A 19421-nucleotide genomic window follows, 5' to 3' on the forward strand; every position below is an offset into this window, starting at 1 on the left:
TATGATTAGACTTGCCTTTACATGTGGAGATATTAATGGTATAGGACCAGAAATTATAATAAAAACAATAAATACAATTACATCATTGTCAGAAAAAAAAATAATTGTTTTTATTCCAAAGAAAGTTTTTGAAAATACAATAGAAATAATAAAACCCGAATTTGAATTTGAGATTACCAACAAAGAAATTACAAATGAAAATAAAAAAGTAATAATTTTTGATATTGGTAATTTCAAACAATCTATTGGAGAACCAACTTCTCAATCTGGCAAAGCTGCTTTTAAATCTATTACCGAAGCATTTAATTTTGCAAAAAATGGAAAAGTTGATGGCATAATAACAGCTCCCATTTCCAAATTCTCATTTAATCTTGCAAAGATAAATTTTTCGGGGCATACAGAATTACTTGCAGAATTAACAAGAACAAAAAATTATATGATGATGTTCTTATCAGACAAAATGATTTGCGGTCTTGTAACAATTCACCTTCCGTTAAAAAAAGTTTCAAAATTGATAACACAAAAAAAGTTAAGACACTCAATTGAGATTTTATACAACACACTAAAAAATGATTTGGGAAAAGAAAATCCAAAGATTGCAGTTCTTGGATTAAATCCTCATGCAGGTGAAGATGGTTTAATTGGAATAGAAGAAAAAGAAGTTATCAAACCTGTTATTAAAAGTTATCGTAAAAAAAATGTTGATGGTCCATTTGTGCCAGATGCATTTTTTGGCTTACACAAATATGAAAATTATGATGCTGTTCTTGGTATGTATCACGACCAGGTTCTTATTCCATTTAAAATGATGAATTTTAATCTTGGAGTAAATTATACTGCAGGATTACCAATTGTTAGAACTTCACCAGACCATGGAACTGCTTTTGATATTGCGGGATATGGAGTTGCAAATCCCTCGAGTATGATTGAAGCAGTTAAATGGGCTGAATTAATTATTCGAAAAAGAATGAAAAAATGAGCAATAAAATTTATTCTCATCTCGCATTGATTTATTCTCATCTAATGCGCTCTATCGATTATGATAGCTGGGCTGATTATTTAATAAAAATTTCCAATGAATTAAAAATAAAAAAAATAAAAGCTCTTGAAATTGCAAGCGGAACAGGCAGCCTTGCAAAAAGACTCAAAAATATTTTTGACTTTTATGTTGCTACAGATTCTTCTATCACAATGTTATTACAATTTGAAGATGAAAATATTCTGCGAGTAGTTTGTGATATGACTTCACTTCCATTCAAAAAGAAATTCAATTTTGTTTTTTCAACTTTTGATAGTATTAATTATCTTACATCAAAAGAAAAAATATTAAGATTGCTAAAATCAGTAGATGCATGTTTAACTGATGACGGAATTTTTACATTCGATGTTAGTCTGGAAAATAACAGCATCAGGTATCAGCGATATCTTAACAGAAAAGGTAACTTTGATGGAATTCATTACAAGCAAATTAGTAAATATGATAAAGAAAAAAGAATTCATTATAATATTTTTGATATTACACTAAAAGATGGAAAAAAGGTAAGAGAGATTCATAGACAAAAAATTTATGAGTTTGATGAATATTTTAAGATAATAGAAAAATCAAATTTTTATGTGATGAAATGTTATGAAGCATTTACATTCAAAAATGCAAATTCTGATTCAGAAAGAGCACAATTTATATTAAAGAAGAAAAAATAAATGTTGATAATTAATCATGTTCAGTTCAGTTATAATAATCAACCTGTATTTTATGATTTGAATCTTGAAGTTCAGCAGGGAGAATTTGTTTTTCTTATTGGTAAAAGCGGAGTAGGGAAAACAACATTACTGAAAATGATTTATATGGATTGCTTCCCTCAATCTGGTTATGTGCAGGTTGGGGAATATTCATCTGAATCAATTAAACCAAAAGAAATTCCATTGTTGAGAAGAAAGATAGGAATTATATTTCAGGATTTTCAATTGTTAACTGATAGAAATGTTTATGATAATTTAGCTTTTGTTCTGCAGGTCATTGGGACACCGAAAAGAGAAATTAAGAAAAGAATTTTTTACGCACTTTCTGAAGTTGGTTTAGCTCATAAACAAACAAATATGCCGCATGAACTTTCGGGTGGTGAAAAACAGAGAGTCGCTATTGCCCGTGCCATTATTAATGAGCCATTTTTAATATTAGCTGATGAACCCACGGGCAATCTGGACCCTGAAACTGCAGATGAAATTTTATCAATTCTCAAAAAAATAAATTCACGAGGAACAACAGTAATATTTGCTACACACAACTACGAACTTATTCGTTCTTTTGATACTAAAATTATCAAACTCGAAGATGGCAAAGCAGTAAAGGTTATTCTAAAGAAAAAAGATTAATTAGCATTTAATTTTTTTAGAATATCATTAGTAACATTTTCAATTGACTGTGTTCCATCTACCTCGATAATGTAAGCTTTGTCTTTGTAGTAATCAAAAACCGGTGATGTTGTTTCGTGATATACCTGCAGTCTTTTTTTAATTACCTCTTCATCATCATCTTTTCTTTTGATATAACTATTAATTGCTCCGCAGGTTGGACATTTAAAATATTCTGTTACTTCATCTTTATTGAGAATATTTCCGCATTGACTGCATACAAGACGGTTACTTAATCTGCTGATGATTACATTATCATCTGCATCTAACTTGATTAAATAAAGTTTTTCATTGTTTAATTCTGATAAGATTTTACTAAGAATTTCTGCTTGATTAAGGGTTCTTGGAAAACCATCAAGTATAAAACCATTTTTGCATCTTTCTTCTTTTAATGTTTCTTTTACAATTCCACCAACTATTTCATCTGGAACAAGTCCACCGCTTTGTACAATTTCTTTAGCTTTAAGACCCATTTCAGTTTCATTTTTAATTGCATCACGAAGAATATCACCAGTAGAGATATGAGCTAAATTTAATTTTGAAGCTAAGATTTTTGCTTGTGTCCCTTTTCCCACACCGGGAGCGCCAAATATTATTATCTGCATAACCTTTCTATATTTGTTTTAAAATTTTGAGTGCAAAAATAAATAGAATTGCTTTGATAGACAAAAATAGAGAATTAATTATTTGATGCTCTTTTTTGCAAAAAAAATTTTTCTAACAATGCTTTTGATTCTTCCGCATAAATTCCTGAAAATACATTTGGTTTATGATTGTATTTATTGTTTTCGATAATATTATACAAAGAACCACATGCACCAAATTTTGGTTCGTATGTTCCAAAATAAACATTTTTTATTCTTGAAAGTAGTATTGCACCTGTGCACATTATACAAGGTTCAGCAGTTACATATAAATCACATTCATTTAATCTCCAGTTCTGGAGATAGTTTGCAGCTGCTGTAATAGCAATCATTTCTGCATGAGCTGTGGGGTCTTTTAATTTTTCTGTTTGATTGTAACCGCGTGCAATAATTTTATCCTGATATACTATAACTGCGCCAATAGGAACTTCATTTTCTTCAAAAGCTCTTTGAGCTTCTTGTAATGCTGAGTACATAAATTTATAAACATATTCAGGAAATAACATAAAATTTTTTAGTTAAGTTATAGATGAATTCTCACGAAAATTAATTGAAAGAACCCTCAAAATTTTCAACTCAATTTTGTACGCCCGGAAGGACTCGAACCCTCAACCCGCAGATCCGAAGTCTGCTGCTCTATCCAGTTGAGCTACGGGCGCATAATTTTGTTACTCAAAAATATCTTTGTTTATGATTTTTTCCAAAATTTATCTGCAACATTATTTATTATTATTTAACTTTGCTTAAAAATTATATACAAATTAATGAAAGAATCCTATCACAAGTGGCACTCGCAATATTTGAATCGTGATTTAGAAATGCTTGTTTTTGGCTCTTCAGGATATCCTATAATTTTATTCCCACCAGAAAAAGGAAAATATTTTGACTGTAAGGATGCAGGTTTAATTTCTTCTGTTGAAAATTTTCTTGATAACGACAAAATAAAAATTTACTGTCCTGATACTATTGATTTAGAAAGCTGGTATAATTTTAATGTTAATCCATCAGAGCGTGTAAAAAAACATATCATTTATGAAAAAATAATTTTGAATGAAGTAATTGAATTTGCAAAATATGAGACAGAAAGAAAAGTGGTTGGTGTAGCAGGTTGCAGTTTTGGTGGTTATCATGCTTTGAATTTAGCATTTCGTCATCCTGATGTTATTAATTCAGTAATTTCAATGGGGGGATTTTATGATATTAAGCAATTTATTTTTGGTCATTATGATGATAATTGTTATTTCAATAATCCATTTGATTACATGCCTAATCTTGAAGATAATTGGTATCTCGATAAAATTAAATCAATGAAAATATTTTTAGGGGTAGGAGAATGGGATTTGGCAATTCATGAAAATAAAAGAATGAGTGAAATTTTATCTTTAAAAAATATTAATCATCAATTTGATGTTTATTCGGCTAGTGGTCATGATTGGCAGGTCTGGAAAAATATGTTTCCCATTTATATTTCAAAGATAATTGAGTAAAAAACATACAGGATTATAATGCAATCACTTGAAAACTTCCTAAATCAATTAAATAACTTAGTCTGGGGTGTTCCATTATTAATTTTACTTTTTGGCACTCACATATTTTTAACAATTAAATTAAAGTTTATTCAAAAATATTTAGTAACAGCAATTAAAATATCGTTTTCAAAAAATCAAGAAGGCAAAGGAGATATAACTCAATTTGGGGCTGTTACTACTGCTCTTGCAGCAACTATTGGAACTGGTAATATTGTTGGAGTATCAACTGCTATTGCTTCGGGTGGACCGGGTGCAGTATTGTGGATGTGGCTTACAGGAGTTTTCGGAATTGCAACAAAATATTCAGAAGCTCTTTTATCTGTTAAATACAGAATTACAACAGAAAACGGATTGATGGCTGGTGGTCCAATGTATGTTCTTGAAAAAGGAATGAACAATAAATCTCTTGCAATTTTATTTGCTGCTTTTACTTCAATTACAGCTTTTGGCATTGGTAATATGGTGCAGGCTAATTCTATTTCACATTTACTTAATGATACATTTAGTGTTCCTTCATTTATAACAGGAATTATTTTAGCTTTTTTAACAGCAGTTGTTATAATTGGCGGTATTAAATCAATTGCAAAAGTTTGTGAAAGATTAGTCCCATTTATGGCGTTCTTTTATATTATTGGATGTATGATTTTGTTAATAATAAATTATGATACAATTCCACAATCAATTTACTTAATCATAAAAAGTGCATTTACAGGTCATGCTGTCATTGGAGGATTTATTGGGGCTGGTGTTAAAGAAGCAATAAGATTTGGAATTGCAAGAGGATTATTCTCTAATGAATCAGGACTTGGCAGTGCTCCAATTGTTGCAGCAGCTGCACAAACAAAAAATCCTGTTAGGCAGGCTCTGGTTTCTTCGACTGGTACTTTCTGGGATACAGTTGTAGTTTGTGCATTTACAGGTCTCGTAATTGTTAATTCTTATGAATGGACTAAAGGTTATGACGGAGCAATTCTTACAAAACAAGCATTCTCTGATATACCTTTTATTGGTCCAATATTATTAACTGTTGGTCTATTAACTTTTGTTTTTTCTACGATTCTTGGTTGGTCATATTATGGTGAAAAAGCAATTGAATATCTCTTTGGTCAAAAATTTATTAAAACTTACCGATGGTTATGGGTAATATTTGTTTTTATTGGAAGTGTTATGACTTTGAATATAGTCTGGTCATTTGCTGATATTGCAAATGCTCTAATGGCATTGCCAAACTTGGTTTCACTAATTTTTCTAAATAAAATTATTGTAAATGAAACAAAGAAATATTTATGGGACGGAAATATTGATATGGAAGAATATTAAATAAATAAAATGAGGTTTTAACCATGAATAAAAAATTATTGTTTTTCAGATTAGGTATTATTCTGTTTTTATTATTTATTAACTTAACAGCTGAACAAAATGAAGCTCGTTTACTTCGTTTTCCAACAATTCATGGAGACAAAATTGTTTTTACTTATGCAGGTGATTTGTATTCTGTCGATTCCAAAGGAGGGGTAGCACGTAAGTTAACAAATGATATTGGTTATGAAATGTTTCCAAGATTTTCACCTGATGGCAAATATTTAGCTTTTACAGGTCAATATGACGGCAATACAGAAGTTTATTTAATGCCTTCTGATGGTGGAATTCCTAAAAGATTAACAATTACTGCTACATTAAACAGAGATGATGTTTCTGACAGAATGGGACCAAACAATATTGTTATGTGCTGGAAAGACAACGAAACAATTATTTATCGTTCAAGATGGAAAGAGTTTAATGATTTTAAAGGCCAGCTTTATGAAGTTTCAATCAATGGTGGAATGTCGATACAATTACCACTTCCAAGAGGTGGCTTTTGTTCATTTTCTCCTGACAAATCTGAATTAGCTTATAATCGAGTATTTAGAGAATTCAGAACATGGAAAAGATATCGCGGAGGTCAATCAGATGATATATGGATTTATAATTTTCAAACCAAGAAAACAATTAATATCACCAATAATCCCGCTCAAGATATTATACCAATGTGGAAGGGTGACTTAATTTATTTTATTTCTGATAGAGATAACAGATTTAATTTGTATTCATATAATGTCAAAACAAAAGAAACAAAAAAATTAACAAACTTTACCCAATATGATATTAAATTTCCTTCGCTTGGTGATAATGCTATTGTATTTGAAAATGGAGGTTACATTTATAAATTCGATTTGAAAACTCAGAAAGCAGAAAAGGTAACGATTTATTTAAATGAAGATTTTGATTCTGGAAGAGGCGGATTAATTGATGTAAGTAAAAATGTTACAAATTATGAAATCTCACCTGATGGCAAACGTGCATTATTTGGCGCAAGAGGAGAAATATTTACTGTTCCTGCAAAAAATGGTGCTACAAGAAATTTAACAAATACTTCAGGAATTCATGAAAGAAATTCAAAATGGTCTCCTGATGGGAAATGGATTGCATTCATATCTGATAAAACTGGTGAAGATGAAATTTATATTATACCTCAAGATGGCAAAGGTGAAACTATTCAGCTTACATTCAACAGCAATAATTATAAGTATGAAATCAGGTGGTCGCCAGATAGTAAGAAAATTTTATGGAATGATAGATTACAAAGATTATTCTTTGTTGATATTGAAACAAAGAAAGTAACACTTGTTGACAAATCAGATGTATGGGAAATTACAAGTTTTGCATGGTCTCCAGATAGCAGGTGGATTGCTTATGCAAAACCAGAAGATAGAGCTTTTACAAAAATTTATATTTATTCTGTTGATGAAAAAAAATATTACGAAGTAACAGACGGTTGGTATGATTCATATGGACCGGAATTTAGTGATGACGGAAAATTTTTGTATTTCATTTCTGAAAGAACATTTAATCCCAAATATGGCAGCACAGAATTTAATCATATTTATACAGATATGGCAAAAATTTATTTGATAACTTTATCGAAAGATACAAAATCACCATTTGAGCCTCAGAGTGATGAAGTAACAATTAAATCAGAAACTCAGAACAAAAAAGAAAGTGATAAAGAAAAAAAAGAAAGTAAACCTACAGAAATTAAAATTGATTTTGATGGAATAAAAGATAGAATTGCAGAAGTAACACCTGATGGTTCAACATATTTTGGATTGACCTCGGCAAATAATAAAATTTATTATATGAAAAGAGGCTCTTCAGACCGTAAAGCAAAACTTGTTATGTATGACTTTGAAAAGAAATCCGAAACAGAGCTTGGTGAGGCAGATGGTTTTGAAATTTCTGCTGACAGAAAAAAGATGATTGTAAGCAGTCAAAATTCATTTTACATAATTGACCTTCCAAATAACAAACTCGAGTTGAAAGAAAAATTATCACTTGAAGATTTAAAAATGAATCTCGATAAATATGCTGAGTGGCATCAAATATTTAATGAATGCTGGAGACAAATGCGTGATTTCTTTTTTGACCCAAATATGCATGGAGTTGACTGGGAAAAAGTAAAGAAAAATTATGAACCACTTGTTGATCATGTTAATCATCGCGCAGATTTAACTTACATCATTGGAGAAATGATAGGAGAATTGAATATTGGTCATACTTATGTAGGAGGCGGAGATTATCCTAAACCTGAAAGAATTAAATTAGGTTTGCTGGGTGCAGTGCTAATCAGAGATGAAACAACAAAATTTTATCAAATAAAAAAAATATTGAAGGGACAAAATTGGGATAAAAATCTTCGTTCACCATTGACCGAAATTGGTGTTGATGTTAAAGAAGGTGATTATATAATTGCAGTGAATGGAAAACTTACCAATCAAATGAATAATATTTATGAATCATTAATAAATACAGCAAATAAACAGGTGACTTTAACTGTAAACTCAGTACCCAAAATTGATGGAAGTCATGAAACAGTTGTTATTCCAATTGATAATGAGCAGCCGTTGTATTATTACAACTGGGTAGAAAATAATATTGAAAAAGTTAATAAAGCCACAAATGGAAGAGTTGGTTACATTCATATTCCAGATATGGGTATAGCAGGATTAAATCAATTTGCAAAACTTTATTATCCACAATTAAAAAAGGAAGCATTAATAATTGATGATAGAGGGAATGGAGGTGGAAATGTTTCACCAATGATTTTAGAAAGGCTCAATAGAAAGTTACAGATGATTACCATAGCACGAAATTCAAAACCAAATGTTGATCCTACAGGAACACATTATGGTCCAAAAGTATTATTGTTAGATGAATATTCAGCATCAGATGGAGATATCTTCCCATATCGATTTAGACAGGCTAAGCTTGGTAAATTAATTGGCAAGCGTTCATGGGGAGGAGTTGTTGGAATAAGAGGAACTTTGCCGTTAGTTGATGGTGGTTATCTCAATAAACCAGAATTTTCTCGTTATGATATTGAAGGTAAAGAATGGATTATGGAAGGATATGGAGTGGAGCCAGATATTGAAGTTGACAATGACCCTGCACTTGAATATGAAGGAATTGACCAGCAATTAAACAAAGCAATTGAAGTTATATTAGAGGAGTTGAAAAATAATCCACCAAAATTAGCACCACCACCTCCATATCCAGATAAAAGCAAATAAAATTGGTGGAAAAATGATTGTAATGTCTTGCGAATAATTATTTATAAAATTAATTTTGCGCAGCAACTTCAAAGTGCCGAAGTGGCGGAATTGGTAGACGCGCTGGACTCAAAATCCAGTGGAGCTCAAAACTCCGTGCCGGTTCGAGTCCGGCCTTCGGTACTAATTCCAATCAACATTAATTTGAACTTCACTTCAAAGAAATTATTATACTTAAAAGTATTTTCTCATTTAGCCGCAAGTTTATATTTTATTTACTAATCACACTATAAGTAAATTTTTATCAAATTTGATTGGAATAAAAATAAATTAATCTTTCAATTAACAGAACTTATAAAAAAATCGAAATTCATTATATATCTAAACTAAACAGTTTAATACAAAGTATAATTTACAACACAGTTAAAATATTGATATATCAGTTTTTGGTTCAGATTCTAGGATAACAATGATAAAATGATATTGCATTCAAGACAGATTTAGGTGAAGTCATAGTAACTGAGTTAAAAATCTATAGAAAATGAAATTATTTGGTTACAAAATCAGCTTCAAACAAAATTTGAAAAATATATAAATCCAAAATTGCAAGAACTAAATAAAATTTTCTTGAGAAAGTTAAACCAGTAAAAGCAAAAATTAGTGGGCATAGGACATTAATAGAAAATCAAAAAATAATTTTGCAAGAAAAGAAACAAGAACTTAAAAATAAATTTGGAGCAGAAAAAAGTCTTATAGAGAAAAAGTAAAAAAGTTAATTAAGTAAATAAGGATACAGATTTAATGAGAAAATAGTTTTGATAAATATTTCCAAATGGTAACCCAGTAAGAATAAGAAGCTTGGAAAAGATATTAAGCAACTTTACTTTTTGAAAATTTACTTTTATTAGATTTTTCATAAACATAATGGAATCCATTCTCATCTTCATACCCTAAAGGAGCATATTTAATCATGAATCCCATAATTATGAAAAATAATATTAAATAACCGATTAGATAAAATAAAAACATAACATACCCCAAATTTGTTAATTAATTATCGTAACAAGTGAAAAAAAGTTTAATAAGAAGTGTTAAAAAAATATTTTGAAAAAATTTTTTAAAATCGATAAAATAATTCTTGACAAAAGCAGGTATAAAAATTATATTGCAATCGTTTGCAAAATGATTATTAATAATGAGACATAGCACATTAAATGATATTGCCAGAAAGTTAGGAATTTCCGCATCTACAGTATCCCGCGCACTGAATGACCATCCTGATATTAGTATTGAAACTAAAAAGAAAGTTAAAAAAGTAGCAAAAGATTTAGACTATAAACCTAATCCGATAGCTCAAAGTCTTAAGAGTAATAGAACAACAACAATTGGTGTAATTGTCCCGGAAATTAAGCATGATTTTTTTTCTTCTGCTATAAGTGGTATTGAACAGGTGGCTTATAATTCAGGATATACAATTATTCTTTGTCAATCAAATGAAAGCTTTGAAAGGGAAGTTGTGAATACAAATTTATTAATGCATCATCGTGTGGCAGGATTAATTGTTTCAATATCACAGAATACTAAACAAGGAAATCATTTCCAAGACTTAATTGAAAAAGGAATACCACTTGTTTTTTTTGATAGAACATGTGAAGATGTAGATACTTATAAAGTAGTGATTGATGATAAGCAAAGTGCATTTAACGCAGTATCATATTTAATTCAAAAAGGTTACAAGAGAATTGCTCATTTTGCTGGTCCAGTTGGATTGGACATTTGTAAAAAAAGAATGAATGGATATATTGAAGCACTAAATAAACATGGTTTAATTATTAACAATGAATTAATTATATATGGTGGTTTGCACGAGCAAGATGGTTATGATTCGATGTCCGCTCTTTTAGAAAAAAATATTATTCCGGATGCTATTTTTGCTGTTAACGACCCAGTTGCAATAGGTGCATTTCAAAAAATTAAAGAGGCAGGATTAAGAATTCCTACTGATGTTGCTATTGTTGGCTTTTCAAATAATAAAATTACTAGTCTGGTTGATCCACCTCTGACTACTGTAAATCAACCATCATTCGAAATGGGAAAAAAGGCAGCTGAAATTTTGATTAACTTAATTGAGAAAAAAAATATAACAGAAGATAAAGAAATTGTTCTAAATGCTGATTTAATTATACGCGGTTCAGCATAATATAGTTTTTTTGTTGAATATTGCAATCGATTGCAAGTTTTTAATTGAATTACTTGATTTTTTATTGAATGAAAGTTTGATTTATTTGTTATCTAATCACAAATAAGGAATTATTTATGCCATCAATAGGACTTACACCAATCGACTGGATAATAATCCTGATTTATTTTGCCTTCGTAATAGGCATTGGAGTTTATCTACAAAAATTTACTACAAGTGAAGAAGACTTTTTTCTTGCAGGAAGAAAAAATTCTTCTTGGGTTGCAGGTCTTGCTTTTTTATCTGCAAACTTAGGAGCACTTGAGTTACTTGGAATGACTGGCAATACATTCAAATATGGTATGTATGTAGCTCATTTCTACTGGATAGGTGCAATTCCTGCTATGCTTTTTCTCGGTATCTACATGATGCCATTTTATTACAGCAGTAAAATTAAATCTATCCCCGGTTACCTTAAATTAAGATTCGATGAAAAGACAAGGGTATTAAATGGAATTTCATTCGCAATAATGACATTGCTTGTTTCTGGTATTAATCTTTATGCAATGGCATTGGTGCTTCATACATTTTTAGGTTGGAACTGGGATATTAGCATGTGGGTGAGTGCTGCTACTGTTGCAGCATATGTAACATTAAGTGGATTGATGTCTGCAATATTTACTGAAATAATTCAATTCTTTTTAATCTGGTTCGGATTATTTCTTGTATCAATTATGGGAATAATAGAAATAGGAAGTATAGACCAAATTTTAAATCGACTTCCAGAATCTATGAATACATTGTGGTCAACATCAGCAGATCCGACACAGAATGGAATGTTAATTCATTGGGCAGGTATTGTTTTAGGATTGGGATTTGTATTATCATTTGGATATTGGACTACAGATTTTCTTGTAGTTCAAAGAGCATTTTCAGCTAAAGACTTGCGAGCTGCACGAATGACTCCAATACTTGCATCATTTTTCAAAATGGCATTGCCATTTATAGTAATACTTGCTGGATTAATTGCAATTGCTTTGTATAACGACCCCAATAGCGGTTTCAAATTATTAGAAGATGGTGGACAGGTAAATTACGATTCTGCACTTCCAATGTTAATTAAAAGATATTATCCAAGTGGATTAGTAGGATTGGGTGTTACTGCATTGCTCGCGGGATTTATGGCAGGTCAGGCAGGCAACATTAGTGCATTTAATACTGTTTGGACTTATGATATTTATAAATCAGTGCTGAATAAAAACGCCAGTGATAAACATTTATTATGGATGGGAAGAGTTTCTACAGTAGTTGGTGTTATTGTTTCATTAGGCACAGCATACTGGGCAAAAAGTTTTCCTAGCATAATGGATTATATGCAGGCAATATTTTCATGGGTTAATGCTCCATTATTTGCAACCATGTTATTGGGAATGTTCGTATGGTGGATCACTCCAAATGGAGCATTCTGGGGATTGATAACGGGTATGCTTTCATCATTTTTAATGTATATGGGAGTAAAATTTCATTGGTTTAATGAAAGCTTAATAACGATGTCAAGTGTTCAGAGTGATATGGCAGCAAACTTCTGGAGAGCATGGTGGGCTTGGCTAATATGTGCTGTTGTTACAGTAATTATAAGTTTATTTACAAAGAAAAAGCCAAAAGAAGAATTGGTTGGTTTAGTTAAAGGATTGACTGAAGAAAAGTATGATGAACATTTACCTTTTGTTAAGAAACCCGAATTTGTTGCAATTATTTCATTAATTGTTTTAGTAATACTTAACATAATTTTCTGGTAATAAAGGAGAATAGAAATGACAGTCAAAGGCATGAAACCAATCTGGTATTTTGTGGGATTAATCCTCTTGATTATGGGAGGAATAATTTTTTTAGCAGGGATATATTATTTGTTAAATCCTTCGGCACGTTTCACAGTATTGAGTGAAACTCACCCCAATATTTGGTGGGGGGCAGTAATGATTACATTTGGTGGAATCTTATACATAAAAAACAGAAAGGTTACTATTTCATAAGGTGGAATTATGGCGAATGTGCAATCTATAGAAAAAAAATTTAGAGAACTCTTTAATGAAAATCCTTTAATACTTCGCTCACCCGGTAGAGTAAACATTATTGGTGAGCATACAGATTACAATATGGGTTTTGTTTTACCTGGTGCAATTGATAAAGCAATTTACTTTGCAATTGCACCTCGAACTGATAATAAATGCTTTTTATATGCATATGATATTAATGATAATTATGAATTTTCTATTGATGACGTAAAAAGGTCTGATAAAAATTGGGCTAACTATTTAATAGGTATTGTTGATCAATTGAATAAAAACGAATATAAAATAAATGGCTTTAATTGTGTTTTTGGCGGAGATATTCCAATTGGTGCGGGTCTATCTTCTTCAGCAGCTATTGAAGCTGGTTTAGCATATGCTCTCAATTATATTTTCGATTTGAAGATTGATAAACTCGATTTGGTAAAACTCTCTCAAAAGTCTGAAAATGAATTTGTCGGTGTTAAATGCGGAATCATGGACCAATACATTAATATCTTTGGTGAAGAAAATAAAGTCTTGAAAATTGATTGCCGTTCACTCGAGTATGAATATATCCCATTTGAATTCAAAAATATTTCAATAGTTCTCTTTAATACGGGAGTCTCTCATTCTCTTGCTTCTTCTGAATATAATCAAAGAAGAAAAGAATGCAAGGAAGGTGTTCAGATTATTCAAAAAGATTTTCCAGATACCCAAAGTTTGCGAGATGTTACTTTAGAGATGATTTATGATTATAAAAATAAAATGCCGGAAAAAATATTTAATCGATGTAAATATGTTGTTGAAGAAAATAACAGATTATTAAAAGCGTGCGATGCATTAAAGAAAAAAGATTTGCCAACTGTAGGAAATTTAATGTATCAAACTCATGAAGGATTAAGCAAAGATTATGAAGTAAGTTGCAAAGAATTAGATTTTCTTGTAGAACTTACAAAAAACGAAGATAGAATTTTTGGTGCAAGAATGATGGGCGGTGGATTTGGCGGCTGCACAATTAATTTAATTGAGAAAAATGATGTAAATGATATTTGTAATTTTTTTGCTGAAAGATATAAAAGAAAATTTGGTATAGAACTTAAATATTATATAACATCGATCAACAAAGGAACAAGTTTTATAAAGGTCTATGAAGATGCAACAATTTGAACTAAATAATTTTCCTCATAGAAGAAAAAATATTTTGACAGGCGAATGGATACTTGTTTCACCACATAGAACTCAAAGACCTTGGCAAGGTGAAATATCTAAAGTTGATGACGAAATTCGTCCACAATATGATCCTGATTGTTATTTATGTCCTGGCAACAAACGAGCTAACGGTGAAACAAATCCAAACTATGAAAGCACTTTTGTTTTTACAAATGATTTTTCTGCTTTACTTGAAAATATTCCTGAAAATAAATTCGATTACAATTTAATGATTGCCAAAAGTGAAAGGGGAATTTGCAGAGTTGTAAATTTTTCACCAAGACATGATTTAACATTACCTGAAATGTCAGAATCTGATATTGAAAAAGTAATTGATACTTGGATTGAAGAATTTAAAATGCTTGGCTCTAAACCTTTTATCAATTATGTTCAGATTTTTGAAAATAAAGGAACTATGATGGGTAACAGTAATCCTCACCCTCATTGCCAGATATGGGCTCAGGAAAGCATTCCAATTGAACCTGCAAAGGAATTGAAGAATTTTAAAATGTATTTCAAAAAATACAGACGAAGTTTGCTTTCGGATTATCTCAAATTAGAATTAAAATTGAAAGAAAGAATTGTTTATGAAAATAATTCTTTTGTTGTGCTTGTTCCTTTCTGGGCAATATGGCCTTATGAAACATTAATTATATCTAAAAGAAAAATTGCTAACATTACTCAACTTAAGATAGATGAAAAAAAAGAATTTGCTAATGCATTAAAAGTTATAACAACAAAATATGATAATTTATTTCAAACAAGCTTTCCTTATTCTGCTGGAATTCATCAAGCACCAACTGATGGAAAAGAACATAAAGAATGGCATTTGCATATGCATTTTTATCCGCCGCTTTTAAGGTCGGCAACAATTAAAAAATTTATGGTTGGATATGAAATGCTTGCAGAGCCGCAAAGAGATATTACTCCAGAACAAAGTGCAAAAGTTCTTTCTGAATTATCAACCATTCATTATAAACAAAAGAAATGAGATAACTATGAGAAAAAATATTTTAAAAATTGTTTTGATATTCATTTTATTAACAAATTACATTTATCCACAATTAGATTTTGACATCAATAGGTATATCGAAAATCCAAATGTGTTCGGTGAAAACAAAGAAGAACCTACTGCTATATTAATTCCCTATCAAAATATTGACAGAGCTTTGCAGAGAGATTACAATCTTTCTTCTTACTTTTTATCATTAAATGGCAACTGGAAATTCGACTATAAAATTAATCCATCATTAGCACCAAAAGATTTTTATAAAAAAGAATTTAACGACAAAGCATGGAAAGAAATTCCCGTTCCTTCAAACTGGCAGATGCAGGGATATGACCATTTAATGTATAGAAATATTCCAATGGAATTTTATCCTTACAATCCACCCTATGTGCCAGATGATATTAATCCTACTGGATTCTATAGAAAAACATTCAAAGTTCCAAATGATTGGAAAAATAGAAAAGTCTTTCTTCACTTTGATGGAATTCAATCAGCAGCATTTGTATGGCTTAATGGAAAATATGTAGGATATCACGAAGATGGAATGACCCCTGCCGAATTTGATATTACAGATAAATTAGAAAAGGGAAATAATTTACTTTCTGTTATGGTTCTTCGCTGGTGTGATGGTTCATATCTTGAAGATCAGGATATGTTCAGATTTTCCGGCATTTATAGAAATGTTTATCTCTATTCGAAACCAGAACTGACTATTCGTGATTTATTCATCAAAACGGACCTTGATGAAAAATATTTAGATGCAAATTTGATACTTGATATTACATTAAAAAATTATCAAGAAAAATCATCGAAAGTAAAAATTAGGTATACACTTTATGATTCATCCAATAAAAAAGTTTTATCAAATAATTCTGATTACATTGAGGTAAAAGATAAATTGCAAACAACTCTAACTCAAAAAGTTACATCTCCGGAAAAATGGTCTGATGAACATCCATATCTTTATAAACTTGTTCTTGAATTAATTGACCAGAATGAAAAAGTAATTGAAATTTTATGTCAAAGAGTTGGATTTCGAGAATTAGAAGTAAAAAATGGAATCGCAATGATGAACGGCATGCCAATTTATTTCAGAGGAACAAATCGTCATGAACATAATCCAGTTGGAGGAAAAACTTTAACAAAAGAATTGATGCTCGAAGATATAAAATTATTAAAGCAGTTTAATTTCAATGCTGTAAGAACAAGTCATTATCCTAACGATCCTTTATGGTATGACCTATGTGATGAATATGGAATTTTAATTCAAGATGAAGTTAATGCAGAATGTCATTACACTGAAAATACATTCCCAGCAAGAGAAGATTATTTTAATTCTTTTATGGACAGATTTGTTAGAATGGTTCAAAGGGATAAAAATCATCCAAGTGTAGTAATGTGGAGTACAGGCAATGAATGCGGATTAGATAAGCCGCATTATGCAATGGCAGAGTACATTAAAAAATTTGACCCAACTCGCTTTTTAATGCATCAATCAAATTGGCCTGATGGTGAAGCTCCTTATGTTGATATAATTGGTCCTAGATATCCTACTCCTTCAAGATTAAGACAAATTGGATTATCAACATCAAAACCAGTTGTTATGGGAGAATATGCACATGCAATGGGAAATAGTTTGGGCAACTTTGACGAGTTTTGGGAAATAATTTATCAAGTTCCAAAACTTCAAGGCGGATTTGTCTGGGATTGGGTTGACCAGGGGTTAAAAGTAAAATCAAAATTTGTTAAAGATTTTTCGCCAAACAATATTCAATGTGGTGTGATGGGAAGACCAGATATTGTAGAGGGACTTGAGGGGAAAGCTATTAAGTTGAGTGGATTGGATGATTGGATTGAAGTATATGATGACCCACGCCTTGATTTAAGAAGCAACAATTTGATAATCGAGTTTACAGTTTTTCCACAAAAATTTTATTTAGAAAATCCTTTGGTAACTAAAGCTTATCAATTTGGAGTAACTCAAATAACAGAAGACACACTGAGTTTCTACATTAATTCATACAAAAATGCACTTAAAATTAAATTGCCTGAAGATTGGTATTCAACATGGCACAAAGTAAAAGCAGTTTATAATGGAAAAGAAATGTCCTTAGCAATCGATGGAAAAATTTTGGGTTTAAAAAAGTATGATAGAAATATTAATTCTTCACATTATCCAATAAATATTGGAAGAGATGCCTTCAGAAACAATGACCAGCATTTAGGCTGGCTTTCAAATTTCATTTTTGATGAAGTTAAAATTTATGATAAACTCGAAAATGCACAACCTATTCTCTGGCTTAAGTTTGATGAAATTACTGAAGGGAAGGAATATTTAACATTTGGAATCAGTCCATTCTGCATTAATGGAATGATAACTACAGACAGAAAACCGCAGCCTGAATTATGGCAGGCAAAACACAGCATGTCGCCAGTTCGTTTTTATTCAGATAATCCAAAGAGCGGCATTTTCAAAGTTGTCAATAAATATTCTCATACGAATCTTAACAAATTTGATATAGAATGGTATTTATATAAAGATGGGAAGATTGAAAAAAGTGGAAAAATTAATTTAAGTGTAGAACCGCAATCAGAAAAAAGTTTCGCCTTACCATTAAAAGAAAATTTTGAAGATGGTGATTATGTAGTTGAACTATCTTGCAAACTAATAAATGATGAACCGTTCAAAGAAAAAGGCTTTGAAGTTAACTTTCAACAATTTGTTTTAAATGAGTATACGGGTTTTGCAAAAACATCTTTAGAGAAAAAATCTAATTCGCAAGTAATAATTGAAGAGAGTAATAATATTTGTTCTATTAAAATTAATGATGTGAGATATGAAATTGATAAGACTACAGGTTCTATGAATTTGTTTGATAAAAATAATTTTATAATAAACTCAATGAATACAAATATATGGCGTGCTCCAATTTCTAATGAGAAGTCAGATTGGGGCAAAGCTGAAGAAAGAGATTGGTATAACATGGGACTAAATGAATTTCAAAATAAAGTAGAAATATTTGAGGTGGATAAAGAGAATGCTTTAATAAAAATAAAATCATATACTACATTTTCAAGAAGCAGTGATTTATTAATTAATGATTTTATCTATCAATTTTCAGATGATGGTAGTGTTAAAATTTCACACAACATTACTCCACTTGGATATTTCAATGTGAGCTGGCTGCCATGCATTGGAATTAAATTTATGATGTCAGATAATTTCCAGAATATTATATGGTATGGCAGAGGACCTTATGAAAATTATTCTGATAGAAAGACAGGTGCGAAGTTAGGTATTCACAGTGTTCAAATTGATTCTGTAATGAATCCATACATTGAACCGCAGGAATATGGAAATTACTCTGATGTTCGATGGTTTGAAATAAAAAATAAAAATGGTAGTGGTATAAAAGTTATTGCTGAGAAACCAATAAACATTTCAGCAGTCCCGTATTTTAACTTAGATAGAGCAGAATATACTTATCAACTAATGCGGGATGGAAATCTTCATTTACAATTAAATTACAATATTAATGGAGTGGGAGATACTCCAAATCCACCAATGCCGCAATATCGAGTTTATCCCGAAGTTTATAATAGTTCATTTTCAATTATACCGTTATCGAAATAAAATTGAAAGGTTAGGTTAAATGAGGAAATTAAAAATAAAAATTATTGCAAAGGTTACCGCAAACGTTTGTAAATATTCATTAATAAAAAAGTGAATTAATTTATCGATGAGAATTAACTATGTAAGCCAGCTAAATTATCAAAATTAACTCAAAATCATCATTAAATA

General features: G+C 30.5%; 15 protein-coding genes and 2 tRNA genes. 13 read left to right on the forward strand and 4 right to left on the reverse strand.

Features of this window, described 5'->3' with window-relative positions:
* The first annotated feature begins 1 nt into the window (after position 1).
* Genes pdxA through ftsE form a run of 3 tightly spaced genes read left to right on the forward strand, consistent with a single transcriptional unit; the run spans position 2 to position 2373 of the window.
* Positions 2–979, forward strand: coding sequence for a 4-hydroxythreonine-4-phosphate dehydrogenase PdxA (gene pdxA, locus VJY32_RS00475; protein WP_353675909.1), 978 nt, complete (start codon positions 2–4; stop codon positions 977–979).
* On the forward strand, positions 976–1701 hold the full coding sequence (locus VJY32_RS00480) for a class I SAM-dependent DNA methyltransferase (protein ID WP_353675910.1): 726 nt from the start codon (positions 976–978) through the stop codon (positions 1699–1701). The genes pdxA and VJY32_RS00480 overlap by 4 nt, the downstream gene beginning before the upstream one ends.
* A complete protein-coding gene (gene ftsE, locus VJY32_RS00485) occupies positions 1702–2373 on the forward strand; it encodes a cell division ATP-binding protein FtsE (RefSeq protein WP_353675911.1) in 672 nt (223 codons plus the stop codon).
* Here the strand turns inward: ftsE and VJY32_RS00490 are convergent.
* The 3 genes from VJY32_RS00490 to VJY32_RS00500 form a co-directional block, all read right to left on the reverse strand.
* Positions 2370–3017: an adenylate kinase gene (locus VJY32_RS00490; protein ID WP_353675912.1), complete on the reverse strand. Its 648-nt coding sequence runs from the start codon at positions 3015–3017 to the stop codon at positions 2370–2372. The two genes, ftsE and VJY32_RS00490, sit on opposite strands and share 4 nt — an antisense overlap.
* A gap of 74 nt (positions 3018–3091) precedes the next feature.
* Complete coding sequence (gene tadA, locus VJY32_RS00495; protein WP_353675913.1) at positions 3092–3532, reverse strand: tRNA adenosine(34) deaminase TadA; 441 nt, start codon at positions 3530–3532, stop codon at positions 3092–3094.
* Positions 3533–3641: 109 nt separating this feature from the next.
* Positions 3642–3715, reverse strand: a tRNA-Arg gene (locus tag VJY32_RS00500).
* 159 nt (positions 3716–3874) lie between these two features.
* Between VJY32_RS00500 and VJY32_RS00505 the strand changes: the two genes are divergently transcribed.
* The 4 genes from VJY32_RS00505 (at position 3875) to VJY32_RS00520 (ending at position 9354) form a co-directional block, all read left to right on the forward strand.
* Positions 3875–4543 (forward strand): esterase family protein, encoded by a 669-nt coding sequence (locus VJY32_RS00505; protein ID WP_353675914.1) that lies wholly within the window; start codon positions 3875–3877, stop codon positions 4541–4543.
* Between the two features lie 18 nt (positions 4544–4561).
* Positions 4562–5905 (forward strand): alanine/glycine:cation symporter family protein, encoded by a 1344-nt coding sequence (locus VJY32_RS00510; protein WP_353675915.1) that lies wholly within the window; start codon positions 4562–4564, stop codon positions 5903–5905.
* 23 nt (positions 5906–5928) lie between these two features.
* On the forward strand, positions 5929–9192 hold the full coding sequence (locus tag VJY32_RS00515) for a S41 family peptidase (protein ID WP_353675916.1): 3264 nt from the start codon (positions 5929–5931) through the stop codon (positions 9190–9192).
* 75 nt (positions 9193–9267) lie between these two features.
* Positions 9268–9354, forward strand: a tRNA-Leu gene (locus tag VJY32_RS00520).
* A 687-nt stretch (positions 9355–10041) separates the two neighbouring features.
* Here VJY32_RS00520 and VJY32_RS00525 read toward each other — a convergent pair.
* Positions 10042–10200 carry a hypothetical protein gene (locus VJY32_RS00525; RefSeq protein ID WP_353675917.1) on the reverse strand — a complete coding sequence of 53 codons (159 nt, stop codon included), beginning with the start codon at positions 10198–10200 and terminating at the stop codon, positions 10042–10044.
* A gap of 166 nt (positions 10201–10366) precedes the next feature.
* On the opposite strand from VJY32_RS00525, the gene VJY32_RS00530 reads away from it, so the two are divergent.
* From VJY32_RS00530 to VJY32_RS00555, 6 genes are all read left to right on the forward strand, one after another.
* Complete coding sequence (locus tag VJY32_RS00530; protein WP_353675918.1) at positions 10367–11371, forward strand: LacI family DNA-binding transcriptional regulator; 1005 nt, start codon at positions 10367–10369, stop codon at positions 11369–11371.
* A 116-nt stretch (positions 11372–11487) separates the two neighbouring features.
* Positions 11488–13149, forward strand: coding sequence for a sodium:solute symporter family protein (locus VJY32_RS00535; RefSeq protein WP_353675919.1), 1662 nt, complete (start codon positions 11488–11490; stop codon positions 13147–13149).
* 15 nt (positions 13150–13164) lie between these two features.
* Positions 13165–13383 (forward strand): hypothetical protein, encoded by a 219-nt coding sequence (locus tag VJY32_RS00540; protein WP_353675920.1) that lies wholly within the window; start codon positions 13165–13167, stop codon positions 13381–13383.
* Positions 13384–13392: 9 nt separating this feature from the next.
* Positions 13393–14568 (forward strand): galactokinase, encoded by a 1176-nt coding sequence (locus VJY32_RS00545; RefSeq protein ID WP_353675921.1) that lies wholly within the window; start codon positions 13393–13395, stop codon positions 14566–14568.
* The gene (locus VJY32_RS00550; protein WP_353676405.1) at positions 14555–15601 is read left to right on the forward strand and encodes a UDP-glucose--hexose-1-phosphate uridylyltransferase; all 1047 of its coding nucleotides are present in this window, start codon (positions 14555–14557) and stop codon (positions 15599–15601) included. Before VJY32_RS00545 ends, VJY32_RS00550 begins: the two co-directional genes overlap by 14 nt.
* A gap of 7 nt (positions 15602–15608) precedes the next feature.
* Positions 15609–19253, forward strand: a complete 3645-nt coding sequence (locus VJY32_RS00555; RefSeq protein ID WP_353675922.1) for a glycoside hydrolase family 2 TIM barrel-domain containing protein — start codon at positions 15609–15611, stop codon at positions 19251–19253.
* The last annotated feature ends 168 nt before the right edge of the window (positions 19254–19421 follow it).

Origin of the sequence: Rosettibacter primus, assembly GCF_036860675.1 — a bacterium.
Taxonomy (GTDB): domain Bacteria; phylum Bacteroidota; class Ignavibacteria; order Ignavibacteriales; family Melioribacteraceae; genus Rosettibacter; species Rosettibacter primus.